This is a genomic window from Lacisediminihabitans changchengi (assembly GCF_016634425.1).
Lineage (GTDB): Bacteria > Actinomycetota > Actinomycetes > Actinomycetales > Microbacteriaceae > Lacisediminihabitans > Lacisediminihabitans changchengi.
Genome location: NZ_JAEPES010000004.1, coordinates 255,712 through 276,292 on the forward strand (window position 1 = coordinate 255,712; position 20,581 = coordinate 276,292).

Annotated in this window: 17 protein-coding genes; 3 read left to right on the plus strand and 14 right to left on the minus strand. The window is 65.5% G+C overall.

The genetic code is table 11. The annotated features are described in order from the left end of the window. The first annotated feature begins 245 nt into the window (after nucleotides 1–245). The gene (pnuC, locus tag IV501_RS12435; protein ID WP_200556955.1) at nucleotides 246–920 is read left to right on the plus strand and encodes a nicotinamide riboside transporter PnuC; all 675 of its coding nucleotides are present in this window, start codon (nucleotides 246–248) and stop codon (nucleotides 918–920) included. Here the strand turns inward: pnuC and IV501_RS12440 are convergent. Both IV501_RS12440 and xylA read right to left on the minus strand, forming a co-directional pair. Further along, nucleotides 917–1,873 carry a PrsW family intramembrane metalloprotease gene (locus IV501_RS12440; RefSeq protein ID WP_200556652.1) on the minus strand — a complete coding sequence of 319 codons (957 nt, stop codon included), beginning with the start codon at nucleotides 1,871–1,873 and terminating at the stop codon, nucleotides 917–919. The two genes, pnuC and IV501_RS12440, sit on opposite strands and share 4 nt — an antisense overlap. Before the next feature lie 89 nt (nucleotides 1,874–1,962). Further along, nucleotides 1,963–3,156 (minus strand): xylose isomerase, encoded by a 1,194-nt coding sequence (gene xylA, locus IV501_RS12445; protein WP_200556653.1) that lies wholly within the window; start codon nucleotides 3,154–3,156, stop codon nucleotides 1,963–1,965. Nucleotides 3,157–3,262: 106 nt separating this feature from the next. Between xylA and IV501_RS12450 the strand changes: the two genes are divergently transcribed. Beyond that, a complete protein-coding gene (locus IV501_RS12450; RefSeq protein ID WP_200556654.1) occupies nucleotides 3,263–4,492 on the plus strand; it encodes an FAD-binding protein in 1,230 nt (409 codons plus the stop codon). On the opposite strand, the gene IV501_RS12455 is transcribed toward IV501_RS12450, so the two are convergent. The 11 genes from IV501_RS12455 to IV501_RS12505 form a co-directional block, all read right to left on the minus strand. After that, nucleotides 4,489–5,676 carry an ROK family transcriptional regulator gene (locus IV501_RS12455; RefSeq protein WP_200556655.1) on the minus strand — a complete coding sequence of 396 codons (1,188 nt, stop codon included), beginning with the start codon at nucleotides 5,674–5,676 and terminating at the stop codon, nucleotides 4,489–4,491. The genes IV501_RS12450 and IV501_RS12455 overlap by 4 nt on opposite strands. 33 nt (nucleotides 5,677–5,709) lie before the next feature. Next, nucleotides 5,710–6,786: a DNA glycosylase AlkZ-like family protein gene (locus tag IV501_RS12460; RefSeq protein WP_200556656.1), complete on the minus strand. Its 1,077-nt coding sequence runs from the start codon at nucleotides 6,784–6,786 to the stop codon at nucleotides 5,710–5,712. Between the two features lie 50 nt (nucleotides 6,787–6,836). After that, nucleotides 6,837–7,889: an aldo/keto reductase gene (locus IV501_RS12465; protein WP_200556657.1), complete on the minus strand. Its 1,053-nt coding sequence runs from the start codon at nucleotides 7,887–7,889 to the stop codon at nucleotides 6,837–6,839. Between the two features lie 88 nt (nucleotides 7,890–7,977). After that, nucleotides 7,978–8,592: a TetR/AcrR family transcriptional regulator gene (locus IV501_RS12470; RefSeq protein WP_200556658.1), complete on the minus strand. Its 615-nt coding sequence runs from the start codon at nucleotides 8,590–8,592 to the stop codon at nucleotides 7,978–7,980. A gap of 58 nt (nucleotides 8,593–8,650) precedes the next feature. Next, on the minus strand, nucleotides 8,651–10,609 hold the full coding sequence (locus IV501_RS12475; RefSeq protein WP_443667554.1) for an MDR family MFS transporter: 1,959 nt from the start codon (nucleotides 10,607–10,609) through the stop codon (nucleotides 8,651–8,653). 107 nt (nucleotides 10,610–10,716) lie between these two features. After that, nucleotides 10,717–11,667, minus strand: coding sequence for a BadF/BadG/BcrA/BcrD ATPase family protein (locus IV501_RS12480; protein ID WP_200556659.1), 951 nt, complete (start codon nucleotides 11,665–11,667; stop codon nucleotides 10,717–10,719). Then, complete coding sequence (locus IV501_RS12485; protein WP_307812273.1) at nucleotides 11,664–12,623, minus strand: glycoside hydrolase family 113; 960 nt, start codon at nucleotides 12,621–12,623, stop codon at nucleotides 11,664–11,666. The genes IV501_RS12480 and IV501_RS12485 overlap by 4 nt, the downstream gene beginning before the upstream one ends. After that, on the minus strand, nucleotides 12,620–15,121 hold the full coding sequence (locus IV501_RS12490; RefSeq protein WP_307812274.1) for a glycoside hydrolase family 2 protein: 2,502 nt from the start codon (nucleotides 15,119–15,121) through the stop codon (nucleotides 12,620–12,622). The genes IV501_RS12485 and IV501_RS12490 overlap by 4 nt, the downstream gene beginning before the upstream one ends. Continuing rightward, nucleotides 15,118–15,999, minus strand: coding sequence for a carbohydrate ABC transporter permease (locus IV501_RS12495; protein ID WP_200556660.1), 882 nt, complete (start codon nucleotides 15,997–15,999; stop codon nucleotides 15,118–15,120). Before IV501_RS12495 ends, IV501_RS12490 begins: the two co-directional genes overlap by 4 nt. Then, nucleotides 15,996–16,937 carry a carbohydrate ABC transporter permease gene (locus tag IV501_RS12500; protein ID WP_307812275.1) on the minus strand — a complete coding sequence of 314 codons (942 nt, stop codon included), beginning with the start codon at nucleotides 16,935–16,937 and terminating at the stop codon, nucleotides 15,996–15,998. Before IV501_RS12500 ends, IV501_RS12495 begins: the two co-directional genes overlap by 4 nt. A gap of 81 nt (nucleotides 16,938–17,018) precedes the next feature. Then, nucleotides 17,019–18,329 (minus strand): ABC transporter substrate-binding protein, encoded by a 1,311-nt coding sequence (locus IV501_RS12505; protein WP_200556661.1) that lies wholly within the window; start codon nucleotides 18,327–18,329, stop codon nucleotides 17,019–17,021. 285 nt (nucleotides 18,330–18,614) lie between these two features. On the opposite strand from IV501_RS12505, the gene IV501_RS12510 reads away from it, so the two are divergent. Continuing rightward, nucleotides 18,615–19,628 (plus strand): LacI family DNA-binding transcriptional regulator, encoded by a 1,014-nt coding sequence (locus IV501_RS12510; protein ID WP_200556662.1) that lies wholly within the window; start codon nucleotides 18,615–18,617, stop codon nucleotides 19,626–19,628. Here the strand turns inward: IV501_RS12510 and IV501_RS12515 are convergent. Then, a complete protein-coding gene (locus tag IV501_RS12515; RefSeq protein WP_200556663.1) occupies nucleotides 19,603–20,577 on the minus strand; it encodes an acetylxylan esterase in 975 nt (324 codons plus the stop codon). The genes IV501_RS12510 and IV501_RS12515 overlap by 26 nt on opposite strands. Nucleotides 20,578–20,581: the final 4 nt, after the last annotated feature.

Here is a 20,581-nt window from a genome sequence, read left to right on the forward strand (position 1 = left end):
CCGATCCACCCGTAAGCCCGATCCACCGATAGGGAGAACCTGATGACCGAGAAGAAGACACCGGACGACGAGCAGTCCCAGAATTCGCAGGACGCCGAGACCGAAGAAGACACCGCTTCGGGCGGTGCGCCGGAGTAGCGCAACGGCTGATGTGACTCCCGCGACGAGGGAGCGGAATGACGGGCCCGCGCCGCGTGTTGTGTATCGTGGCGCGGGCATCCGCCGCCGTACATCCCTGGAGTGACATGGCCTTCCTCACCTGGCTTTTCGACGCACAGTTCGTGATCGGCACTCAGCACGTGCTGTGGCGAGAGGTGATCGGCAACGTCTTCGGTCTGGCCAGCGCCCTCGGCGGGATGCGACGCAAGATCTGGGCCTGGCCGGTGGGCATCGTCGGCAATGTGCTGCTGTTCACCGTCTTTCTCGGCGCGGTCTTCGACAACCCCAACCCGATCAACCTCTATGGCCAGGCCGGACGACAGGTGCTGTTCATCGCGGTCTCTATCTACGGCTGGTACCGCTGGCAGCACGCGAAGGACGCGAACCGCCCCGCGGTGCAACCACAGTGGGCCGGCTGGCGCACCCGCATCATCCTGATCCTGGTGATGGTGGCCGGTACCGCCGCGCTGACTCCCCTGTTCACCGCTCTGGGTTCGTTCGCCCCGCAATGGTCAGACGCCTGGATCTTCATAGGCTCGCTGCTCGCCACGTACGGTATGGCGAAGGGCTGGGTCGAGTTCTGGCTGATCTGGGTGGCCGTCGATATCGTGGGCGTACCGCTCCTCCTGAGCGCCGGCTTCTACGCCTCGGCCTTCATGTACATCTTCTACGGCGTGTTCACCCTGGTCGGCTTCTTCGTCTGGGCCCGCGCACGCCGGGTACAGAAGGCCGCCATCCCCGAAGCCGCGCTGATCGACTAGACGGCGATCGGCGGTGCCACCACGGGATCTCCGCGATGGCTGTTCGCACTGCGATCGCGCTTAGTCGCGTGCCGCAGGATGAGGAACAGCGCGAGCACGCCGACCACCCCGAGCACGACCACTCCGACTACGTAGAGCACGGTCGCGAGCGCCTCGACCGCGCCCGGGGTCCCGGTCACGAGACTGCCGGTCGCCAGGGTCTGGGCGTTGCCGGTAAACACCAGCGCGACCGTGGTGGTGATATCGCTGAGCGAATCCCAGAGGCCGTGCAGCGTCACCGATCCCGCATAGGCCAGCAGGATGAACCACGACCAGCGGTACTTCTTGTGCGTACGTGAGGCACCGAAGATCACCGCTCCGATGATCGCGGTCCACAGGACGTGCCCGATCGGGGCGAGGATGGCGCGCAACACCTCGGTCTGCAGCAGCGAGGCTAAATCGAGCCCCCGGGCCGTGATCACGGAATTGAAGGCATAACCGGCGGATTCGAATGCCGCGAAACCCGCGCCGACGGTGGCCCCGAGCAACGCCCCCTGCGCCGCCGTCTTCGGAAGCACCCGCCAGCCGACGATCACGAGCACCGCGGCTTTGACGAATTCCTCGATCACGCCGACGACGACATAGAGGGCGAACACCCTCTGGGTGAGGCCGGATTCCAGCAGCGAGGCCCCGAGCACGCCGCAGATTCCACCGATGAAGAACGCCAGGATGAGCTGCAGCACGCTGACGTTTCCGCGGACCCGCTCGACGACGAACAGCACGACCGAGAACGGCACGAGGAAGCTGCCCAGCAAGATGAGCGTCGGAATCAGATTGCTGTTTTCGGTCAGCGCCGTGACCACGATGGTCACGATCCACAGAACGAGACCGGCGACGAGGGTCTTCCACCACCAGCCGTGGCGATGGTGTGCGTGTGTCACCGCGGCCGGCGAGTCCACGGCTGCGGTCGTCACGGGCGTTCTCCTCTTCGATCGGTGCTCGTCAGAGTAGCGACCGAGCGTCGCCGAGCGAAATAGGGCATCTGACGGTTGCCGCCGTCCTCTCAGCCCCTGGCGCCCATCAGATGCTCGATCGCCAGCTGATTGAGTCGCACGAATCCAAAGCCTTTGCCGCCGAAGTACGAGTCGGTATCGAAGTCTTCGAAAGCGGTGCGGTCGGCGAGCAGGTCGTCGTAGCTCTCGCCCTGGTTCAGCGTCGGCTCCGCAATCTGCGCGACGCGCGAGGCCGCGAGCGCCTCCTGCACTTCGGGGTCGGCGCGGAACGCCGCTGCCCGCTCCTTGAGCAGCAGGTACATGCGCATGTTGGCGGCCGCCGAATCCCAGACCCCGCTGATGTCTTCGGTGCGGCTGGGCTTGTAGTCGAAGTGGCGCGGGCCGTCGTAGGTGGGTCCGCCATTCGGGCCACCGTTCTCGAGCAGGTCGACGAGGGCGAAGGCGTTGGCCAGGTCGCCATGGCCGAAGACCAGGTCTTGGTCGTACTTGATTCCCTTCTGGCCGTTGAGGTCGATATGGAACAGCTTGCCCTGGTAGAGCGCCTGGGCGATTCCCGAGGTGAAGTTGAGTCCGGCCATCTGCTCGTGCCCGACCTCGGGATTCACGCCGAACAGTTCCGGGCGCTCGAGCGTCTCGATGAACGCGATGGCGTGACCGAGGGTGGGCAGCAGGATGTCTCCCCGCGGCTCATTCGGCTTCGGCTCGATCGCGAACCGGATGTCGTAGCCCTTGTCGGTGACATAGTCGGCGAACAGGTTGACGGCCTCGCGATAGCGCTCCAGCGCACCACGGATGTCTTTCGCCGAGTCGTATTCTGCCCCCTCGCGTCCGCCCCACATCACGAAGGTCTTCGCGCCGAGCTCCACGCCGAGCTCGAGTTGGCGCATGGCCTTGCGCATGGCAAAGCGACGCACCCCGCGGTCGTTGGAGGTGAAGCCACCGTCTTTGAACACCGGGGCGCTGAACAGGTTCGTGGTGACCATGGGGATGACCAGGCCGGTGTCGGCGAGAGCCTGCTTCAGGCGGTCGATCTGCTTCTGACGCTCGGCATCCGTCGATCCGAAGGCGAAGAGGTCATCGTCGTGGAAGGTGAGGCCGTATGCCCCGAGCCCCGCGAGCTTCTCGACGGCCTCGACGACGTCGAGCGGCGGACGGGTCGGGCCACCGAACGGGTCGCTGCCGTTGTAGCCGACCGTCCACAGCCCGAAGGAGAACTTGTCGTCACGGGTCGGGGTGAGCGTCATGGCTATCCTTTTCTCAGCGCCGGTGCTGACACATGCATGGTGATTTGTTGCGATACTCAACATATTGCGTGGCGATGTCGAGAGCAACCCGTTTCGAAGGAGAACCATGGGCCGCAGGACGAACTGGTCGGGCAACTACGAGTACCAGGCACGGGGGTACTTCGAGCCGTCATCGGTAGACGAGCTGCAGCAGCTCGTTCTGAACCACCACCGCATCCGCGCGGTCGGCACCGGCCACTCGTTCAACGAGATCGCCGACGCTTCCGAGGCCCGCATCTCGCTGCGCCGCATTCCCACCGAGACGGTGATCGACGGCGACACGGTCACCGTCGGCTCGGCGATCCGGTACGGCGACCTCGCCGCAACACTGCAGGACGCCGGGCGGGCCCTGAACAACCTCGCCTCCCTGCCCCACATCTCGGTCGCCGGCGCCGTCGCCACCGGCACACACGGCTCGGGCGTGCGCGTGGGCAACCTCGCCAGCGCCGTCGTCGGGCTGGAACTCCTCCGCTCCGATGGTGAACTCGTCACCCTCGACCCGAGCCACCCCGACTTCGCGGGCGCCGTGGTAAACGTCGGCGCGCTCGGCATCGTCACGCGGCTCTCTCTCGCCACCGAGCCCACGTACGACGTGGCCCAGGTGGTGTTCTTGGGGTTCCCGTGGGCCGAGGTGACAGAGAATTTCGACGAAATCATGGCCAGCGCATACAGCGTGAGCATGTTCACCGACTGGCGGGATGCCGGGGTGCAGCAGGTGTGGACCAAGAGCCGCGACGGCGCGGTGGCCGAGCTGCTCGGGCACGCGCCCGCGGAGGGCCGGCAGCATCCTATCCTCGGCAACCCGGCAGACTTCGCGACAGAGCAGGGCGGCATCGTCGGGCCATGGAACGAGCGGCTCGCGCATTTCCGGTTCGAGTTCACCCCGAGCAACGGCGACGAGATCCAGAGTGAGTACCTGATCGGGCGGGAGCACGCCGAAGCCGCCATCGACGCGCTGCGGGCGGTCGCCCCGAAGTTCGCCGACCACCTGCTGGTATCCGAGATCCGCACGATCGCCGCCGACGAGCTCTGGCTGAGCAGTGCATACGGACGCGATTCGGTCGCCTTTCACTTCACCTGGAAGCTCGACCAGCAGGCGGTCGAGGCCGCGGTGCTCGTGCTCGAGGAAGCCCTCGCGCCCTTCGACGCCCGGCCGCATTGGGGCAAGGTGTTCCACCACGCGCCGCCGTACCCGCGCGGCTCCGACTTCGTGGGTCTGATGGAGCGGTACGACGTGACCGGAAAGTTCCGCAGCCCGCTGCTCGATCGCGCGCTCGGCCGCGAGCTGTCGAGCTAGAACGAGGCGGGGTCGGCGAGCAGCGGTTCGAATGCCAGCTCCGCAGCACCGATCATGAGCAGATCGGGGCCCAGCGCGGCCGGGCGGATCTGCAGCGACTCCCCGGAGGCGGCGAGCGGACGATCCGCTCCGAAGTCGGCAAGGCGCTGCGGTGCGGCGGAGTGCAGCGCGGCAAGAAAACCGCCGAGCAGGATCAGCCGCGGATTGAGCAGGTTGACCGCGTTGCGGATGGCCACGGCGAGCAGGCCGAGTTGCCGGTCCACTTCGGCACCTACCGCCGGATCGTCGCTCGCCGCGAACGCCTCGGCGAGGGATGCTGCGGCGCCGGCATCGAGGCCGACCAGCTCGAGAAGCCGCTCCCGTCGCACCTCGGTCTCCAGGCATCCGACCCCGCCACAATGGCAGGCCGCACCAGACGGGTTGACCATCGTATGCCCGAGCTCGCCGGCATACCCATCGGCCCCGGTGAGTGGACGGCCGTTCGCGATCACCCCGCCTCCGATGCCGCTCGCTCCGCCGTTGATGTAGAGCAGGTCGCCCACGCCACGACCGCCCCCGAAGGCACTTTCGGCCCGAGCACCGAGGTGGGCGTCGTTGTCGGCGAATACGGGCAGAGCGGTCGCCTCCTGCAGCAGTGCGGCGAACGGCTCATCCCGCCAGCCGAGGTGTGGGGCGAGGCGTACCAGCCCGTCCGACGCACGCACCTGGCCCGGGACCGCGACGCCGACCCCGACGATGCGGTGCGCCGTCGTAAGCGAAGGGCGGAGGTCATCCAACAGCCCCGCGATGATGGCGACGGCGTCGACCGCCGTCGGAATGTGAGAAAGCGGATGCCGCGTGGCGGCGAGCACCGTGCCGCCCAGGCCAACCACGCCGATCGTGATGGCGTCGATCTCCGGGTTGACCGCGATGCCGACGGGCCCGCTGCTCGGCCGCACCACGAGGCTCGGGCGGCCCACCTGACGGGTGGCCTCCGCCTCGCTCTCCGTCACCAGATCGCGGTCGACCAGTTCGGCGACCAGAGCACCGATGGTGGACCGATTGAGGCCCATGACCTGCGTCAACCGGGAGCGCGATATCGCCCGCTCGTGGTGCACCAGCCGCAGGATCGTCGAGAGATTGTGGCGCCGCAGGTGGTCGTTGCTGTTGCCACGGGGCGTGCGCCCCGGCTCCGCCTCGACCATGGTGCCAACCTAGCGGACCTCCGTATGCAGCACTCAGTCGCGCACCACGTCCAGGGTCAACCACGACGCGAACGCCTCGATCTCGTCGTCGACGGCCGCACGGATGGCGGCGGTGAAGTCGACATCCTCGTGCACCCGATGCACCACGAACCGCCCGGCATCGCGGTCGGACCGGGCATCGACCTTGCCGATCAGGCGATCCCCGTGCAGGATCGGCAGCGCGAACTGGCCCCAGATGCGGGTGCGCACCGGCTTGTACATCTCGAGCGCGTAGTCGAACTCGAACAGTCGAGCGACCCGCGCGGGGTCGGTCATCAGGCGGTCGAAGGGCGACAGCAGCGCCGTGCGCCCGACGAACGGCCGGTCGAGTTGCGACGGGTCGACCCGCCATCTTCCCGGGACGCCCTCGATGGTCACCGGCTCCCCGACCGGAACGATGCCGTGCAGCTCGCTGGGCGACACCGCGATGCTGTCACGCATGACGCCGCAGGCCCGCAGGATGCGTTCGCTTCGGATGCGCGCCGCCTCGTCTCGCGGGACCTCCGGCACGTCGTCGAACACCCGCTCTGCCAGGTCCCAGATGCGCAATCGAGCGACGCGACCGACCACGGCCAGACGGCCCGACATGTGCAAGAACTCGAGCATCTGCGTGACGTTGCGGTTGTTCGTCCACCCGGTCGACGGCCACGGCTCCACCGCCTCGTCGGCAATCTCGCGCGACGTCAGTGGCCCATCGTCGCCGATCCGGTCGAGGATGCTGCGGACGAAGTCCGCATTCGCCTCCATCCAGCGCGTCGCGCCTGCACGCTCCGCCCACGTCTTCATCCCTGCCAGGAAGAGCGGCAGGTCGGCCATCGGGCGCAGCATCCAGCCGCGTTCGAACAGCAGCCCGCCGCTCAGCGCGCGCTCCGTATCGCGCGGGCGGTAGGACGAACCGAGCCGCGACCAGGCGATGTGATCCGCGGCCGGGGCGACTGTGGTGGTGAGCTCGACCCGCAGCATCGCCAGATCTGTGACCATGGCGACCACGTCATCCGGAAGCTCGCGAGTGTCAAGCAGCGCTGCGCGCACAGCGATGCGCCGGGCTTGCTCGCGGGTCAGTTCACGCATCGCGAGACCCGAGCGACCGCCGCTGTCACGTGTTCCCTCATCGGGAGATGTCAGAGCTCGCCTCGGGCGGGCACCGAGGTGGGAAACGGGTTGCGCTCGCTGAACGACCGCTGGTGCCAGTACGGGTAGATCGGTGTCGTCGCGCTGGCCGCGTCGAGGCGGGCGACCTGCTCGACGGAGAGGTTCCAGCCCACCGCGCCGAGATTCTCGCGGAACTGTTCCTCGGTGCGCGCACCGAACACGATGGTGGCGACGGTCGGGCGCTGCAGCACCCAGTTGAGGGCTACCTGGGCCAGGGATTTGCCGGTCTCCGCCGCCAGTTCATCGAGAACATCGACGGTGCGAAAGAGCGTTTCCGGGTCTCCCGACTGCTCCGTCTCGGAGCCGACCGTCAGCCGGCTACCGGCCGGCACGGGCTGGCCGCGCCTGATCTTGCCGGTGAGCCGCCCCTGAGCGAGCGGGCTCCACACCACCGTGCCGACGCCCTGGTCGATCCCGAGCGGCATGAGCTCCCACTCGAATTCGCGGGCAGCGAGCGAATAGTGCGCCTGGTGGGCGACGTGACGGGCCCAGCCATAGCGCTCGGAGACCGAGAGGGACTTCATGAGGTGCCAGCCGGAGAAATTGGAGGCGCCGATGTAGCGCACCTTGCCGCTGCGAACGAACTCGTCCAGCGTCGACAGGGTCTCCTCTTGTGGGGTCAGCGCGTCGAAACCGTGCAGGTAGTAGACGTCGACGTAGTCGGTGCCGAGTCGACGCAGGCTCCCCTCCAGCGCACGGATCAGGTGAAAGCGCGACGAACCCACATCGTTGATGTCGGCTGACGTGCTGGTGCGGAACGTCGCCTTGGTCCCGATGAGCACCTCGTCGCGACGACCGGCGACGGCAGCCCCGAGGACCTGCTCCGCGCGACCGTCGGAGTAGATATCCGCCGAATCGAAGAAATTGACGCCGGCATCGAGGGAGATGTCGACGAGCCGTTTCGCCTCATCGATCTGGGTGTTACCCCACGCGCCCTCCGACGTTCCCGCCGAGAAGGTCGCGGTGCCGAACGAGAGAACGGGGACCTTGAGTCCTGAGTTGCCGAGTTGCCGGTATTCCATTGCCGACCTCCTTGTCTCGACAATGATGGCACCGGCTCCCGTGCGCGCCGCAACCCTGCTCAGCCCATGGTCGATGATCCCCCGAGAGTCAGTCTGACTTCTCGATGGGATCGGTCAGCTGCAGCTCAGCGACCTCGATGATGTTCCTGACGGTCTTTCGCAGCTGGTCTGCGAGCGCGACGCCGTGCTCAGAATCCTCGTGCATCACCCGTCCGAGGGCGGTAAGCACCAGCCCGACGGCGAGCTCCGCCTGCTCTGGGCTGTGCGCGCGCTCGGCCGCCAGTGAGACGAATTCGCCGCGTACCGCGATCATCATCTGAGAGAGGTGCGTCATCAATTCGGGCCGGCGCAACACGAGCTCTTTCACTTTCGCGTGACTCGGCCCTACCTCCGCGCTGCTGCCGATGGCCTCACAGAGCGCCGGGACCAGTCCTCCGCTCGCCGCGCGGAAGACCACCTGTGCCGCGGGATCGAGTGCTCTCTCGCGCTGGTCGAGCGCCGCCGCCGCCTTGGACGGGTAGTAGTTGAAGAAGGTCCGGCCGGAGACATCCGCCTCGTGGCAGATCTGCTCGATGGTGGTCGCCTCGAGGCCCTGCGCGTCGATGAGCCGGTACGCCGCCTCGTGGATGGCGATCCGGGTCTGATGCTTCTTGCGCTCGCGGAGGCCGAGCTCCGGGGACGCTTCGTCGTTGATGGTCGTCATGATCGGCAATCCTTCCGACCCGCAGAGGGCGGTCGCGTCAGCGCCGCCCTCTGTGGGATCAGGATCGGGTCTGAATGCTCCCGGTCTCGGTCATTCCGGCCTCATCCGCACGCTGCTGAAGCGCGGAGGTCTTGCGCAGCGGTGGCACCCGGAAGAACAGGGTGATGACGAAGGCAAGCAGGATCACACCGAGGCCGATCCAGTAGATGGTCACCACGGAGCTGTTGAACCCGACCTTGAAGGCCTTGGTCAGTCGCGGGTCGGCGCCGTTGAGGAACGACGTGTCAGCACTCGCGCTATCGCTCGACTTGGTCGTGCTGCCGTCCTTGAGCTTCGAGACGATGCTGGGCGTCACCTTGTCGACGTAGAACGAACGCTGGCTGGCGTTTGCCCAGTTCACCTCGACCGAGTCTCCGACGACGGAGGCGTGCGCCTTCGCAGCCAGGGCTTCGAGGCCCTGCTGCTCTGCCGCAGCGTTGCCCGCCGTGGCAGCTTTGATCTGAGCAACCCCGGCATCGAGCTGCTTCTGGATGTTCTCCTGCACCGGCTCGACGATCGGGTTCCAGAGCTGCTTCATGATCGCCTTGTTGCCGGATGCCGTGGCAACGCTCGGAGTAAGCGCCGCGTTGAGGCCCGAGCTGAGCGTCGCCGTGTTCTCGTTCGACGCGATGATGTTCCCCGGCAGTGCAGCGAACAGCACCGACAGCAGCACGGCGACACCGAGCGTTCCACCGATCTGACGGAAGAAGGTGGATGCTCCGGTGGCGACACCCATCTGGTGCGGCTCCACAGAGTTCTGGCTGGCAAGCGTGAGCGTCTGCATCATCTGGCCGAGGCCGAGGCCGATGAGGAACATCGCGATGAAGATGTACCAGAGCGGCTTGTCGTCGGTGAGGAACGTAAGCACCAGGTAGCCGATGGCGAGGATCGCCGTGCCGGTCACCGGGAAGATGCGGTACTTGCCGGTGCGGGCGATGATCTGACCGGATCCGATGGACGCGATCAACAGACCGGCCATCAGCGGCAGGCTCGCCAAGCCCGATTCGGTCGGAGTGAGGCCGAACACGATCTGCAGGTACAGCGGCAGGGTGAGGAGTGCACCGAACATCCCGAATCCGACCAGCACACCGAGCACGGTAGCCATCGAAAAGGTGCGCGACTTGAACAGTCGCAGCGGGATGATCGCGTCCGCACCCATGTAGCGCTCGATGAGGATGAACGAGATGAGTCCGATCGCCCCGATCACGTAGCAGGCGATCGACCCGGCCGAGGTCCAGCCCCAGTTGCGACCCTCTTCGGCGACCAGCAGCACGGGAACGAGCGTGGCGACCACCGCGGTGGCGCCCCACCAGTCGATGCGCGGCTTGGCGGCCTTGGTGAACTTCGGCAGGTGAAGGAAGGCCAGCACCATGAGCAGCGCGATGATGCCGATCGGCACGTTGATCAGGAAGACCCAGCGCCATCCGGTGATGAACAGGATGAACGGCGCGCCGGCGAATAGGCCGCCGATGAGCGGGCCGATGACCGAGGAGAGGCCGAAGACGGCGAGGAAGTAGCCCTGGTACTTGGCGCGCTCGCGTGGAGCGAGGATGTCGCCCATGATCGCGAGCGGCAGCGACATGAGCGCACCGGCGCCGATGCCCTGGAACGCACGGAACCCGGCCAGCATGAACATCGACGTCGAGAACGACGACAGCAGGGATCCGACCAGGAACACCACGATGCCGAAGATGTACAGCGGGCGGCGGCCGAAGATGTCGGAGAGCTTGCCGTAGATCGGGACCGAGATGGTGGAAGTGATGAGGTAGGCGGTCGTGACCCAGGCCTGATCGTTGAGCCCATGCAGATCGTCACCGATGGTGCGGATCGCGGTACCCACGATGGTCTGGTCGAGCGACGACAGGAACATGCCCGCCATCAAGCCGTAGATGACGAGCAGGATCTGCCGATGCGACATGATCGGCTTCGACCCCAGCGATGAGGATTGCGTCGGGAGGGACGCGGTGGAAGTAGACAAGATGGTCCTTCAGTGACGGAAGTTGCGCGGTGCGGGAGCGCGCCGGACACACGTGAAGAACGTGGGTCGGCGTCGGGACGGCTTTTTGCAGCCACTGCAACATTACATCACTGCATCTCTGCGTCAAGTGCAGAAACTAGAAAATCGCTTCGAGTCGCCCGAGCGACCGCCGAGAATAATGCGCTACCCGGCGTCAAGCCGAACATCGCCTGCACCCCATCCAGGCCGACGCCCACCGCGGGACCCAGATCCGCGAGCGGCCAGCGCGAACGGATCCCCTCCGCAAAGGCCGTCCCTATCCTTTGCGAGCGAAGCACACCTCCGATCGCGCCGATACGAGGGGACTCGGCAGCCGACTCGCCGACTCGATCCAATGCAGCGCCGACAGACACCACGAGTTCGGAGGCCGCGTCGTCACAGATGCGTCGTGCGACCGCATCTTCCGTGGCGAGGTCGTCGACCACCCGGGCGTAGGAGGCGATGCGCCGGACGCGATCGGGGTCCCCCTGTAATTCGATGTACGCCGAGGGGAGGTCGGGGAATTCCTGTCGGATCCTCGCGGTGAGCGCCGTCTTCGGGCCGCGGCCGTCGTATTCCCTCATTACCGCGTCGAACGCTGCACGGCCGATCCAGTATCCGCTCCCGGCATCGCCGAACAGGTTTCCCCATCCATCGACCCGGGCGATCTCGTGCCGCCCGACACCGAGCGTCACCACTCCGGTGCCGACCGCGACAACCGCACCACGAACATCACCGACGGCTCCGAGGTAGGAGGTGATCGAGTCATGCGCGAGCAGCACCGTCGTGACGCTCAGATCTCCGAGCTGGCGGAGCAGCTCATCCGGGTCCGATTCGTCGACCGTGAGACCGGTGGTACCGATCGCGACCGCCCCCACCGAGCCGACGGATGCCACCACAGCCCGCACCGCATCCGCCAGTTGGGGGAGGAGGGCCGAGTCCGTTCGCACCCCCGGCAGTTCGATCTGCCTCTCATCGCCCACGACTCGGGCGGTCACGCTCGACTGCCCGGCGTCGATCGCGAGCAGTCGCTCGCTCATGATGCTCGCCAGGCGGAGTACTGCTCGCGCAAGAACTCCTGTGCGGGTTTGCCGTATGGGCAGTAGTCGTCGTTCGTCGCGGCGTCAGATGCTGGATAGAGTCGCGCCGGCCAATCCCAGAGCATCACCCCCCGCACCCAGGGGCGGGCCCGAATCGCCGCGAAGGCGTCGTCATACCAGCGCAGCTGGGCGTCGCCGTCCGGATGTCCCGGTAGAGACCAGTCGTTCGGCAACGACGGCGAATCGGAGCGACTCGGGCAACCGGATTCCATGAAGAGAAAGGGCCGATCGAACTTCTCCACGACGGGGCGGATGCGCTCCAGCTGAGCATCCCACGATCCGAGAGGGTAATACCCGCTCGACCCGATCACGTCCACGGCATCCCACCAGGTGATGTGATCTTCCTGGTACTTGTCGCAGTTGTAGGTGACGAGCCCCGCATAGATCTCCCGTACCCGGGCGATGAGCGCTCGCCAACGATCGGCCTGGGCGTCGGCCCGCACCATCTCGCAGCCGACGCAGAACAGCTCGCATCCTTCCTCGGCGGCGATGGTCGCGGCGTGCACGATGAACTCCGTGTACGACTCGAACCACTCGCCCCAGGTCGGTTCGCCCGGTACATCCCAGTCGAAGAAGCCGATGTGCGCCCGCCAGGTGCCGTCAGCGACATTGACCACCGGCTTGAGACACACCCGCAGGCCCAGCGCCTTCGCCTCCCGGATGGCCCCACGGATCTCATCATCCGTCACCGTCGGCGCCTCTCGAAACGAGATGGCGGTGGAGTACGCGTGCTCCTGCTCGGCGGCGTACGCGATCGTCACCCAGTTGACCGCGGTCGTCTCGACCATGAGTCTCATCGACTCCCGGGCGCTGTCGGTGTCCCAAGTTCCGCGGATGCCCGTCCAGCCCCAGGTCATCCCGCAGAACGGCGCGTCGAGCACCTCGACGGCGCTCACCGCAGCACTCGCGACGACACGAGGTCATTGGCGCTGCGGAGCACGGACGGATGCGCGAAGTCGCCTTCACTCGCGTCACCGGCTCCGACGACGGTGAACACCGCGGTCTCGCCGGGCAGCAGGGTCACCAGTGCGTCGTCTACCACGGCATCCGCATCCACGCGATCGACGAGAAGCGACAGCTCGCGCACAAGAGACCGCGCACTGACTTCGACGACCCATCCGTCGACGGTTCGAACCGCGTCGACGTCGACATCGGGCGCAGCCAGCTCGCCATCACGGTAATCGGCGAAGAACCAGAGTGCCCGCGCCCCCTCGAACCGGGCGACGATCAGCTCACGCGCCGGGTCGGCCGAGCGCGCGATAGCGTCCGGCACGATCACGGTGACCGCATCGCGAGCCGCAACCGAGAGCGGAACGACCACGCTGGCCAGCACAGATCCGGTGACGTCGATCCGCTCGATCTCGAGCTCGCCGACCCACGGTTCGGCGGTGTCGTCGAGAGCGACGACGGCGAACCCGTCGTCTGACGGCTGGATGGTGAGCAGTCGCTCGGCGTGCGCCTGACGCAGCGCGAACAGCAGGGGCTTGCGCCGCTCGTATCCGTCGACCGCCGACCATGAGGTCGCCGGCCAGCTGTCGTTGAGCTGCCAGACGACTGTTCCGGAACACCACGGCGTCAGAGACCGGAACCATTCGATTCCGGTGCGGATGGCGACCGCCTGGTTGAGCGACATCGCCCAGTGCCAGTCGGCCATGTCGTCCGGCAGCGCGAAGTGCGGGATGAGACCGTCGGTCAGCTTGACGTTTCCCTCCATCGCCTTCTGATGCACGAGCATGCCGGGTGACTCTGGAGTGAGCGGCTGATCGGAGATGGATTGGGTCAGGGTCGACCAGGTGGGCGGCCCCTGCCACCCGAACTCTGCGACGAAGCGAGGGCGATAGTCCCGATAGTGCGGATAGTCCTTCTGGTTCCAGAGATCCCAGATGTGCATCGAACCCTGGTTCTCGTCGTTCTGACGAGCGTCGCGATCGGGCGAGAACGGGCTTCCGGGCGTGTACGCCACCTGCGGCGCGAGCTCTTCCACCAGCGCGGGAAAGTACTCGTAGTAGTAGTACGAACCCCAGGTGCGGCCGTCGAGACGCAGCTTCCAGTTCCACTCCTGATGGCCCCAGATGTTCTCGTTGTTGCCGTTGAGGAGCACGAGCGACGGATGCGAAGCCAGCCGGACCACCGCCTCCCGCGCTTCCGCCTCGATCTCGCTCCGCAGCGGATCCTCCTCGGCGTATGCGGCACAGGCGAGAGCGAAGTCCTGCCAGACGAGCAGGCCACGTTCGTCACACTCGGCGTAGAAGTCATCCGACTCGTAGATTCCACCGCCCCAGACGCGGATGAGGTTGATGCCGGCGAACTCGGCCTGTGCCAGCCGCCGCGCGTACCGTGCACGATCCACCCGGTGCGGGAAGGCGTCGTCGGGAATCCAGTTCGCGCCGCGAACGAGCACGACCTCGCCGTTGATGATGAAGGTGAACGGCGCCGTGCCCTCGCCGTCCGGCGCGGTATCGACGCGCACGGAGCGGAAGCCAACGCGATGGGCGTGGGAGTCGACCGTTCCGCCCGGGCCGCTCAATTCGATCTGGAGGTCGTACAGCGGCTGATCACCGTGACCTCGTGGCCACCACAGCTCTGCGTCTGGCACCGCGAGTTCGAGTTCGACCAACCCGCCGTGCGACGACACCTCGACCTCGGTCTCGATCCCCGCGACCCGTACCAGCAGCGTGAGCTGCTCGGGGTCGACGACGTCGACGATCGCCGCGATCCGGGCGATCGGCACATGATTCTCGACCGTGGCCACCACCCGCACCTCCGCGAGACGGGCCATCGACCACGACTCCAACCGAACCGGCCGCCAGATGCCCGAGGTCGCCGTGTCGATACCCCAGTCCCAGCCGAAGCTGCAAGCCATCTTGCGCAGCGCGTTATACGGATGGTGATTGACGTGCGGCCGATATCCGAGTGCGAGGCTCGCGGCATCGGCCGCCCGCACGGGCGAGGAGAACTCGACCGTCAGGTCGTTTTCGCCCGGGCGCAGTATGTCGGTGACGTCGAATCGAAAGCTGCGATGCATGTTCCGGGTGTTCCCCAGCTCGATGCCATTGAGCACGATGCGCGCGACGGTGTCGAGGCCATCGAACACGATCTCCTGGCGCTCGCTACCGTCGGGAACCCACTCCACCACGCGGCTGTATGTCCAGTCGGTACGGCCGATCCAGGACTGCAGCGCCTCGTTGTCGTCGAGATAGGGATCGTCGATCAACCGGGCAGCCAGAAGGTCGGTGTGGATCGAGCCCGGCACCGACGCCGGCAGGTCGCCGAACGCGGCGATCTCGGCCGGGACGGTCGATGGGTCGGCCGGCACGACGGTCCAGCCGTCGGCGAGGTCGAGGTGGTGCATGGAAGTGCCTTTCTGGTGGTGGTCGGTGCTCGGCGTCGTCACTTGGAGGCGCCGCTCGTGATGCCCGCATAGATGAACCTCTGAAGCGCGACGAACACGATGAGAGACGGCAGGATCACGATGAGAGTGCCGGCCCCGATGATCTCCCACTGAGCGCCCATCGGTCCCTGGAAGCGGAACAGCGTCGTCGAGATGACCCCGAGGTCCTGGGAGGGCATGTAGAGGAACGGAATATAGAACTCGTTGTAGATCGCGATGCCCTTGATGATCACGACGGTCGCGATCGCCGGCCTCAACAGGGGAAGGATTATCCGCAGATAGATACCCCATCGACTGGCACCGTCGAGCATTGCCGCCTCGTCGATGGACTTCGGGATCGACTGCATGAACTGGATGAATATGTAGATCGAGACGATGTCGGTGCCGAGGAAGAGCACGATCGCTGCCCACGGGGTGTTGAACAGGTTGAGGCCGTTGACGATCTGGAACGTCGCTACCTGAGTCGTGACTCCGGGAACGAGGGTGGCGACCAAGAACAGCCCGAAGACGATCTTCTTGCCGCGGAATTCGAATCGATCGAGTGCGTAGGCGGTCATCGTTCCGATGAGGATCGTTCCGGCAAGCGAGATCAACAGGATGAACGTCGTGTTGACGAACCCCTGCAGCATGCCGCCCTCGACGAACGCACTCACGTAGTTCGAGAAGTTCAACCAGTTGGCTGGCGGAGTGATGGCCGTCGTAGAGAGGTACTCGGAATGGCTCTTGAGTGAGACGAAGAGCACGACGACCAGCGGGATAATCGTCAGCGCGGCAGCCCCGATGAGTGTCCCGTACTTGAACGCCACGGCGAGAAGGCCGCGGAGCCGCGAACCGGGCGTGCGTCCGGAACGGATGACGGTGGTGGTGATCATCCCGGTCATGACAGGTCCACATCCTCGTCGGGAACGATCCGTCTCTGAATGACCGTGGTGATCAGCACGATCAGCAGCAAGACCACCGCGAGGGCTGAGGCCAGGCCGACGTTACCCAGATTGAAGGTGCGGACCGTCTGGATGACGAAAGTCGCCGAGCCGTTCGACCCGCCGAGCATGATGTAGGGGATCTCGAATACGGCAAGGCTTCCCGCGATCGCGAGGATGAACGACAGGCTGATGATGCGCTTGATCCCCGGAGCGATGATGTAGCGAAACTGCTGCCAGCGACTCGCCCCGTCCAGCGCCGCTGCCTCATACAAATCGCTCGGAATCGACTGGATCGAGCCGAGGAACAGCACGAAGTTCAGCCCCATGTACCGCCAGACCGAGATGCACGCGAAGGAGATGTTCACCAGCGCGGGGTTGCCGAGCCACTGCGGTTTGTCGCCGTGCACACCCAACAGGTCGAGCACGGAGTCCAATGTGCCTCCCGGCTGGAAGAAGAACAAGAACGTGAAGGCGACCGCGACGCCGTTGATCAGGTACGGGAAGAAGATCACGCCCTTGAAGAAGCTGCGGAAGCGGGTGTTGAAGCTCAACACGGTAGCGAAGTAGAGAGCGAGGATCATCTGCAGAAACGACGCGGCGATGTAGTACAAACTCACCGCGAAGACCGAGAGGTACTTCGGCTCGGTGAAGATCTTCACGTAGTTGGCGAGGCCGACCAGGTCTTTCTCGGGGCTCAGCCCATCCCAGCTGGTCACGCTGTAGTAGAACAGGTTCACCGCCGGCACGTACGTGAACGTGATGAGGAGTGCGAGCGGAACGACGAGATAGAGCCAGGGATATGCCTGGCTCAGTATTCCTCGCCGCTTGGGCGGATGGTCGAGAGTGATGGCGGTCGTCGCCGGGGAATCGACGACGGATTCGGTGAGCTGTGTCACGGTACGCGTCCTTGCATGAAGTCGTGGGGTGGTGAGCAGGGCTCCTCGCCACGACGAGGAGCCCTGCAGGGTCGGCCGTCGTTATCCGGCGGCGACGTCGGAGACCGCTTGACCCCATGCCTTGTTGAGTTCGGCGAAGTAGGAGTTCTTGTCTCCGGGGGCGGCACCACGAGCGATGTCGACCATCTTCTGCCGGTAGATCGGGCCGTAGAGGTCTACCTCGCTCGTCTTGACCTCCGCCGACTCCCAGGCCGCCTTCTTGCCCGCTGGCACCTTGACCTCGATGAAGTTCGTTCCCGCTTTCTTGAGCGCCGTGTAGATCGGCGCGTCCTTACCGTCGACGAGCGGCGAGAGGCCGCCCTGGTCGTAGGAGTAGTTCGACTTCGCGGCGAACCACTTGATCCATGCCCATGCCGCCGCCTTGTGCTGCGAATACTTGCTGATCGCGTTCTTGTAGTCGCCCGAGATGGTCGAGTAGAACTTGCCCTTCGACTGCACCGGATACGGCATGTATCCGATGTCGTCGGGCGACGCGCCCGCCGTCTTGGCGGCATCCTGCATCTGGCTGACCGCCCAGGATCCGAGCACCATCGTTGCGACCTTTCCGCTGCCGAGCAGTCCCTTCGACGACTCCCAGTCGGTGGTGGTCGGGTCGGCCTCGGTCAACTTCTCGTGGACCGCGTCGAACAGGATCCCGTCGGTGACGTACTGGTACTTTCCCGGCTTCCACGGGGACTTGTCGGTGATCAGCGCCTCACTGGCGTTCTCGTCACCGAAGATGCCCCGGTTTCCCTCCCACTGCGTGAGCGGCCATCCGTCTTTGTAGTTGGTGTACAGCGGGATCGCGTCGGTCTTGCTCTTGATCGCCTTCAGATCGGAGAGAAACTCGTCGGGGGTCGTGGGGAGGTCGGAGAGACCGGCTGCAGCCCAGACCTTCTTGTTGTAGACGATGCCCTGGGCGTTGCCCGTGATCGCGATTCCGTACCCTTTGCCGCTGTAGGCCTGCTCCGTGACGAAGCGGTAGGTCTTCGACAGTTTGTCGATCGATCCCAGCGGCTCGAAAAAGGTCGAGAGCTGGTTGGGTGAGACGGTGTTCGGAATCGCCAGCACGTCGCCGTACGACTTCGTGTTCAGACGGGTCTTGACCTGGCCCTCGTAGTCCTTGATCGCCTCGAACTTGACGGTGACGCCGGGGTACGCCTTCTCGAACTCAGCGGCGTAGTCCTTGAACGTGGTGTTGACGAGATCGGTGCGCTGAGTGAGCACGGTGATCTCGCCGCTCGGCTTGCCATCGATCGTGTTGTCGCTGGAGGCGCCGCCTCCGGAGCAACCTGCGAGCGCAAGGCCGACGACGGCCATCGCTGCGGTCGCAAAGATGTGCTTCTTTGCCATCTGTTTCATCTCCTGGTGTGGGGTCACCGTCGACCCTGCGTCTAGACCGCGACTTCTAGTTCCGGGCCGACGGTGCGCTTTTGACGTGGTCATGGTCACACGCATTCCGAAGCCGTGTCAACGGTCAAATGTCAACGTTGTCGAACTTTGTCTAGTCACTTTATTTAGTCCCTGGTGTCAATCAATTGCGGGAAGGTAGCGGCAATTGCTTGCTCATGGGGCGCGAAATGTCCCTCAGAATGTCCCACGTTGACATCGGCGTGTCGCGAACACTACCGTCATGCCATGAAGGAATCGAATCGGGCGACCATCGCCGACGTCGCGCGCCTCTCCGGCGTCAGCACGAAGACCGTGTCGCGGGTGTTCTCCGCATCCGAGACGGTCAGCGCCGTGACGCGTGAGCGAGTTCTCGCCGCGGCGAAACAGCTGCGCTTCCGTCCCAACAATCTGGCGCGGAGCCTTCGCCGCGGGGGCGTGTCATCGACAGTCGCCTTCGTGATGGGCGACATCACCAACCCGTTCTACTTTCAGCTCGCCGCCGGCATCGAGCGCGAACTCGCCGAGAGCGGCCTCACGATGATCCTGGCGACCTCGGATGACTCGGCCGAAGGCGAGCAGGTCGTCGTCGATGCGCTGCTCGCCCAACGCGTGCGCGCACTCATCCTCGTACCGGTGGCCGACGACCAGGGCTATCTCGAAGGGGAGCGCCAACTCGGCACACCCATCGTCTGCGTCGATCGCCCCGCCCGCAATCTCCTCGCGGATTCGGTGGTGCTGGAGAACCGGGTCGGCATGCGCGATGCGGTCACCGCCCTGACCGACCTCGGTCACCGCCGCGTTGCCTTCATCTCCAACACCGGTCATCTCTATACCCAGGCCGAACGCCTCGCCGGCTATCGCGACGCCCTTGCCAACGTCGGCGTGAACGACAGCCGTCCGTGGGAACGGTCGATCGCCGCCGGAGCCGACCTCGACAGTGCGGTGATGGATCTGCTCTCGATGCGGCTACCGCCGACGGCGATCGTCGCGGGCAACAACCGCGGAAGCACCGCAGCCATCCGGGTGCTGCGCGACAGGAGGGACGACATCGCGTTCATCGGATTCGACGACTTCGAATTGGCCGATGCCTTGGGCATCAGCGTCGTCGGCCACGACACCATCGCGATGGGGCGCACAGCCGCTCGCCTGATCGTCGAACGGCTTGCCGACCCCAGCGGATTCACCCGTCAGGTCAAAGCGCCGGTTCACCTTCTCAAACGCGGTTCTGGCGAGGTCAGACCGCCCGCTGACGCCGACTGAGCCACGCGGACTGACGCTCCCACTGCATTCCCTGTCCGCCCTCATGCTCGTTGAACTCGTAGAAGACGACCTCGGCGTCTGCCGCCCAGTGGTTGGCTGCGGCGAACACCGTCGACGGCGGGCACACCTGATCCATACCTCCCGCCGAGAACAGCGCAGGGGCGGTCGCGCGCTTGGCGAAGTTGACGCCGTCGAAATACGAGAGGGTGCGAAAGGCCTGTTCGATATCGTCGCGGTGAACAGCGAGGTACTGCGCAACCTCCTGGTACGGAAACACCGCGGTCATCCCGACGGCACGTTCGAAGTGGCAGAGGAACGGCACATCAGGCATTACCCCGACCAGGCCCCCGACGAGACCGCCGACGGCCAGGGCGATGCCGCCGCCTTGGCTTGCCCCGGTCACCGCTATTCGCGTCTCGTCGACGCCGTCGAGAGACCGAGCCGCATCCACCAGCAATACAGCATCCGTGAAGACCCGGCGGTAGTAATAGCTCGACGGGTCCTCGATCCCGCGCGTCATGAACCCGGGCGCAGCGGCACCCGAGCCGTGCGGATCGGGCGTTGAGCCCCCGGTGCCCCACACACTGCCCTGACCGCGGGTGTCCATGAAGAAGTAGGCGTAGCCCGCCGCTGCCCACGCCATACGCTCGTGCGGAAGGCCCCGACCGCCGCCGTAGCCGTTGTACTCGATAACGGCGGGGAGGTCGCCTTCGACGCCCGCCGGGCGAAGATACCAGGCACGGATCTGATCGCCGGCGAAGCCCGAGAAGGTCACGTCGTAGACCTCGACCGTCGTCAATTGCGAGGGGACCCTCTCGATCAGGGGCGCGCTCGCCATCGCCCGCGACTCGGCGAGTGTGTCAGCCCAGAACCGGTCGAAGTCGACCGGTTCGAGCACGGGCGGGCGAAATCGACGCAGTTCGTCGAGCGGGAGGTCGAATCGAGGCATGCTG

Coding starts and splice junctions, on each gene's coding strand:
- pnuC (WP_200556955.1), top strand. CDS start 246: ATGGCCTTCCTCACCTGGCTTTTCGACGCACAGTTCGTGATCGGCACT.
- xylA (WP_200556653.1), bottom strand. CDS start 3,156: ATGACGCTCACCCCGACCCGTGACGACAAGTTCTCCTTCGGGCTGTGG.
- IV501_RS12450 (WP_200556654.1), top strand. CDS start 3,263: ATGGGCCGCAGGACGAACTGGTCGGGCAACTACGAGTACCAGGCACGG.
- IV501_RS12455 (WP_200556655.1), bottom strand. CDS start 5,676: ATGGTCGAGGCGGAGCCGGGGCGCACGCCCCGTGGCAACAGCAACGAC.
- IV501_RS12460 (WP_200556656.1), bottom strand. CDS start 6,786: ATGCGTGAACTGACCCGCGAGCAAGCCCGGCGCATCGCTGTGCGCGCA.
- IV501_RS12465 (WP_200556657.1), bottom strand. CDS start 7,889: ATGGAATACCGGCAACTCGGCAACTCAGGACTCAAGGTCCCCGTTCTC.
- IV501_RS12470 (WP_200556658.1), bottom strand. CDS start 8,592: ATGACGACCATCAACGACGAAGCGTCCCCGGAGCTCGGCCTCCGCGAG.
- IV501_RS12480 (WP_200556659.1), bottom strand. CDS start 11,667: ATGAGCGAGCGACTGCTCGCGATCGACGCCGGGCAGTCGAGCGTGACC.
- IV501_RS12495 (WP_200556660.1), bottom strand. CDS start 15,999: ATGACCGGGATGATCACCACCACCGTCATCCGTTCCGGACGCACGCCC.
- IV501_RS12505 (WP_200556661.1), bottom strand. CDS start 18,329: ATGGCAAAGAAGCACATCTTTGCGACCGCAGCGATGGCCGTCGTCGGC.
- IV501_RS12510 (WP_200556662.1), top strand. CDS start 18,615: ATGAAGGAATCGAATCGGGCGACCATCGCCGACGTCGCGCGCCTCTCC.
- IV501_RS12515 (WP_200556663.1), bottom strand. CDS start 20,577: ATGCCTCGATTCGACCTCCCGCTCGACGAACTGCGTCGATTTCGCCCG.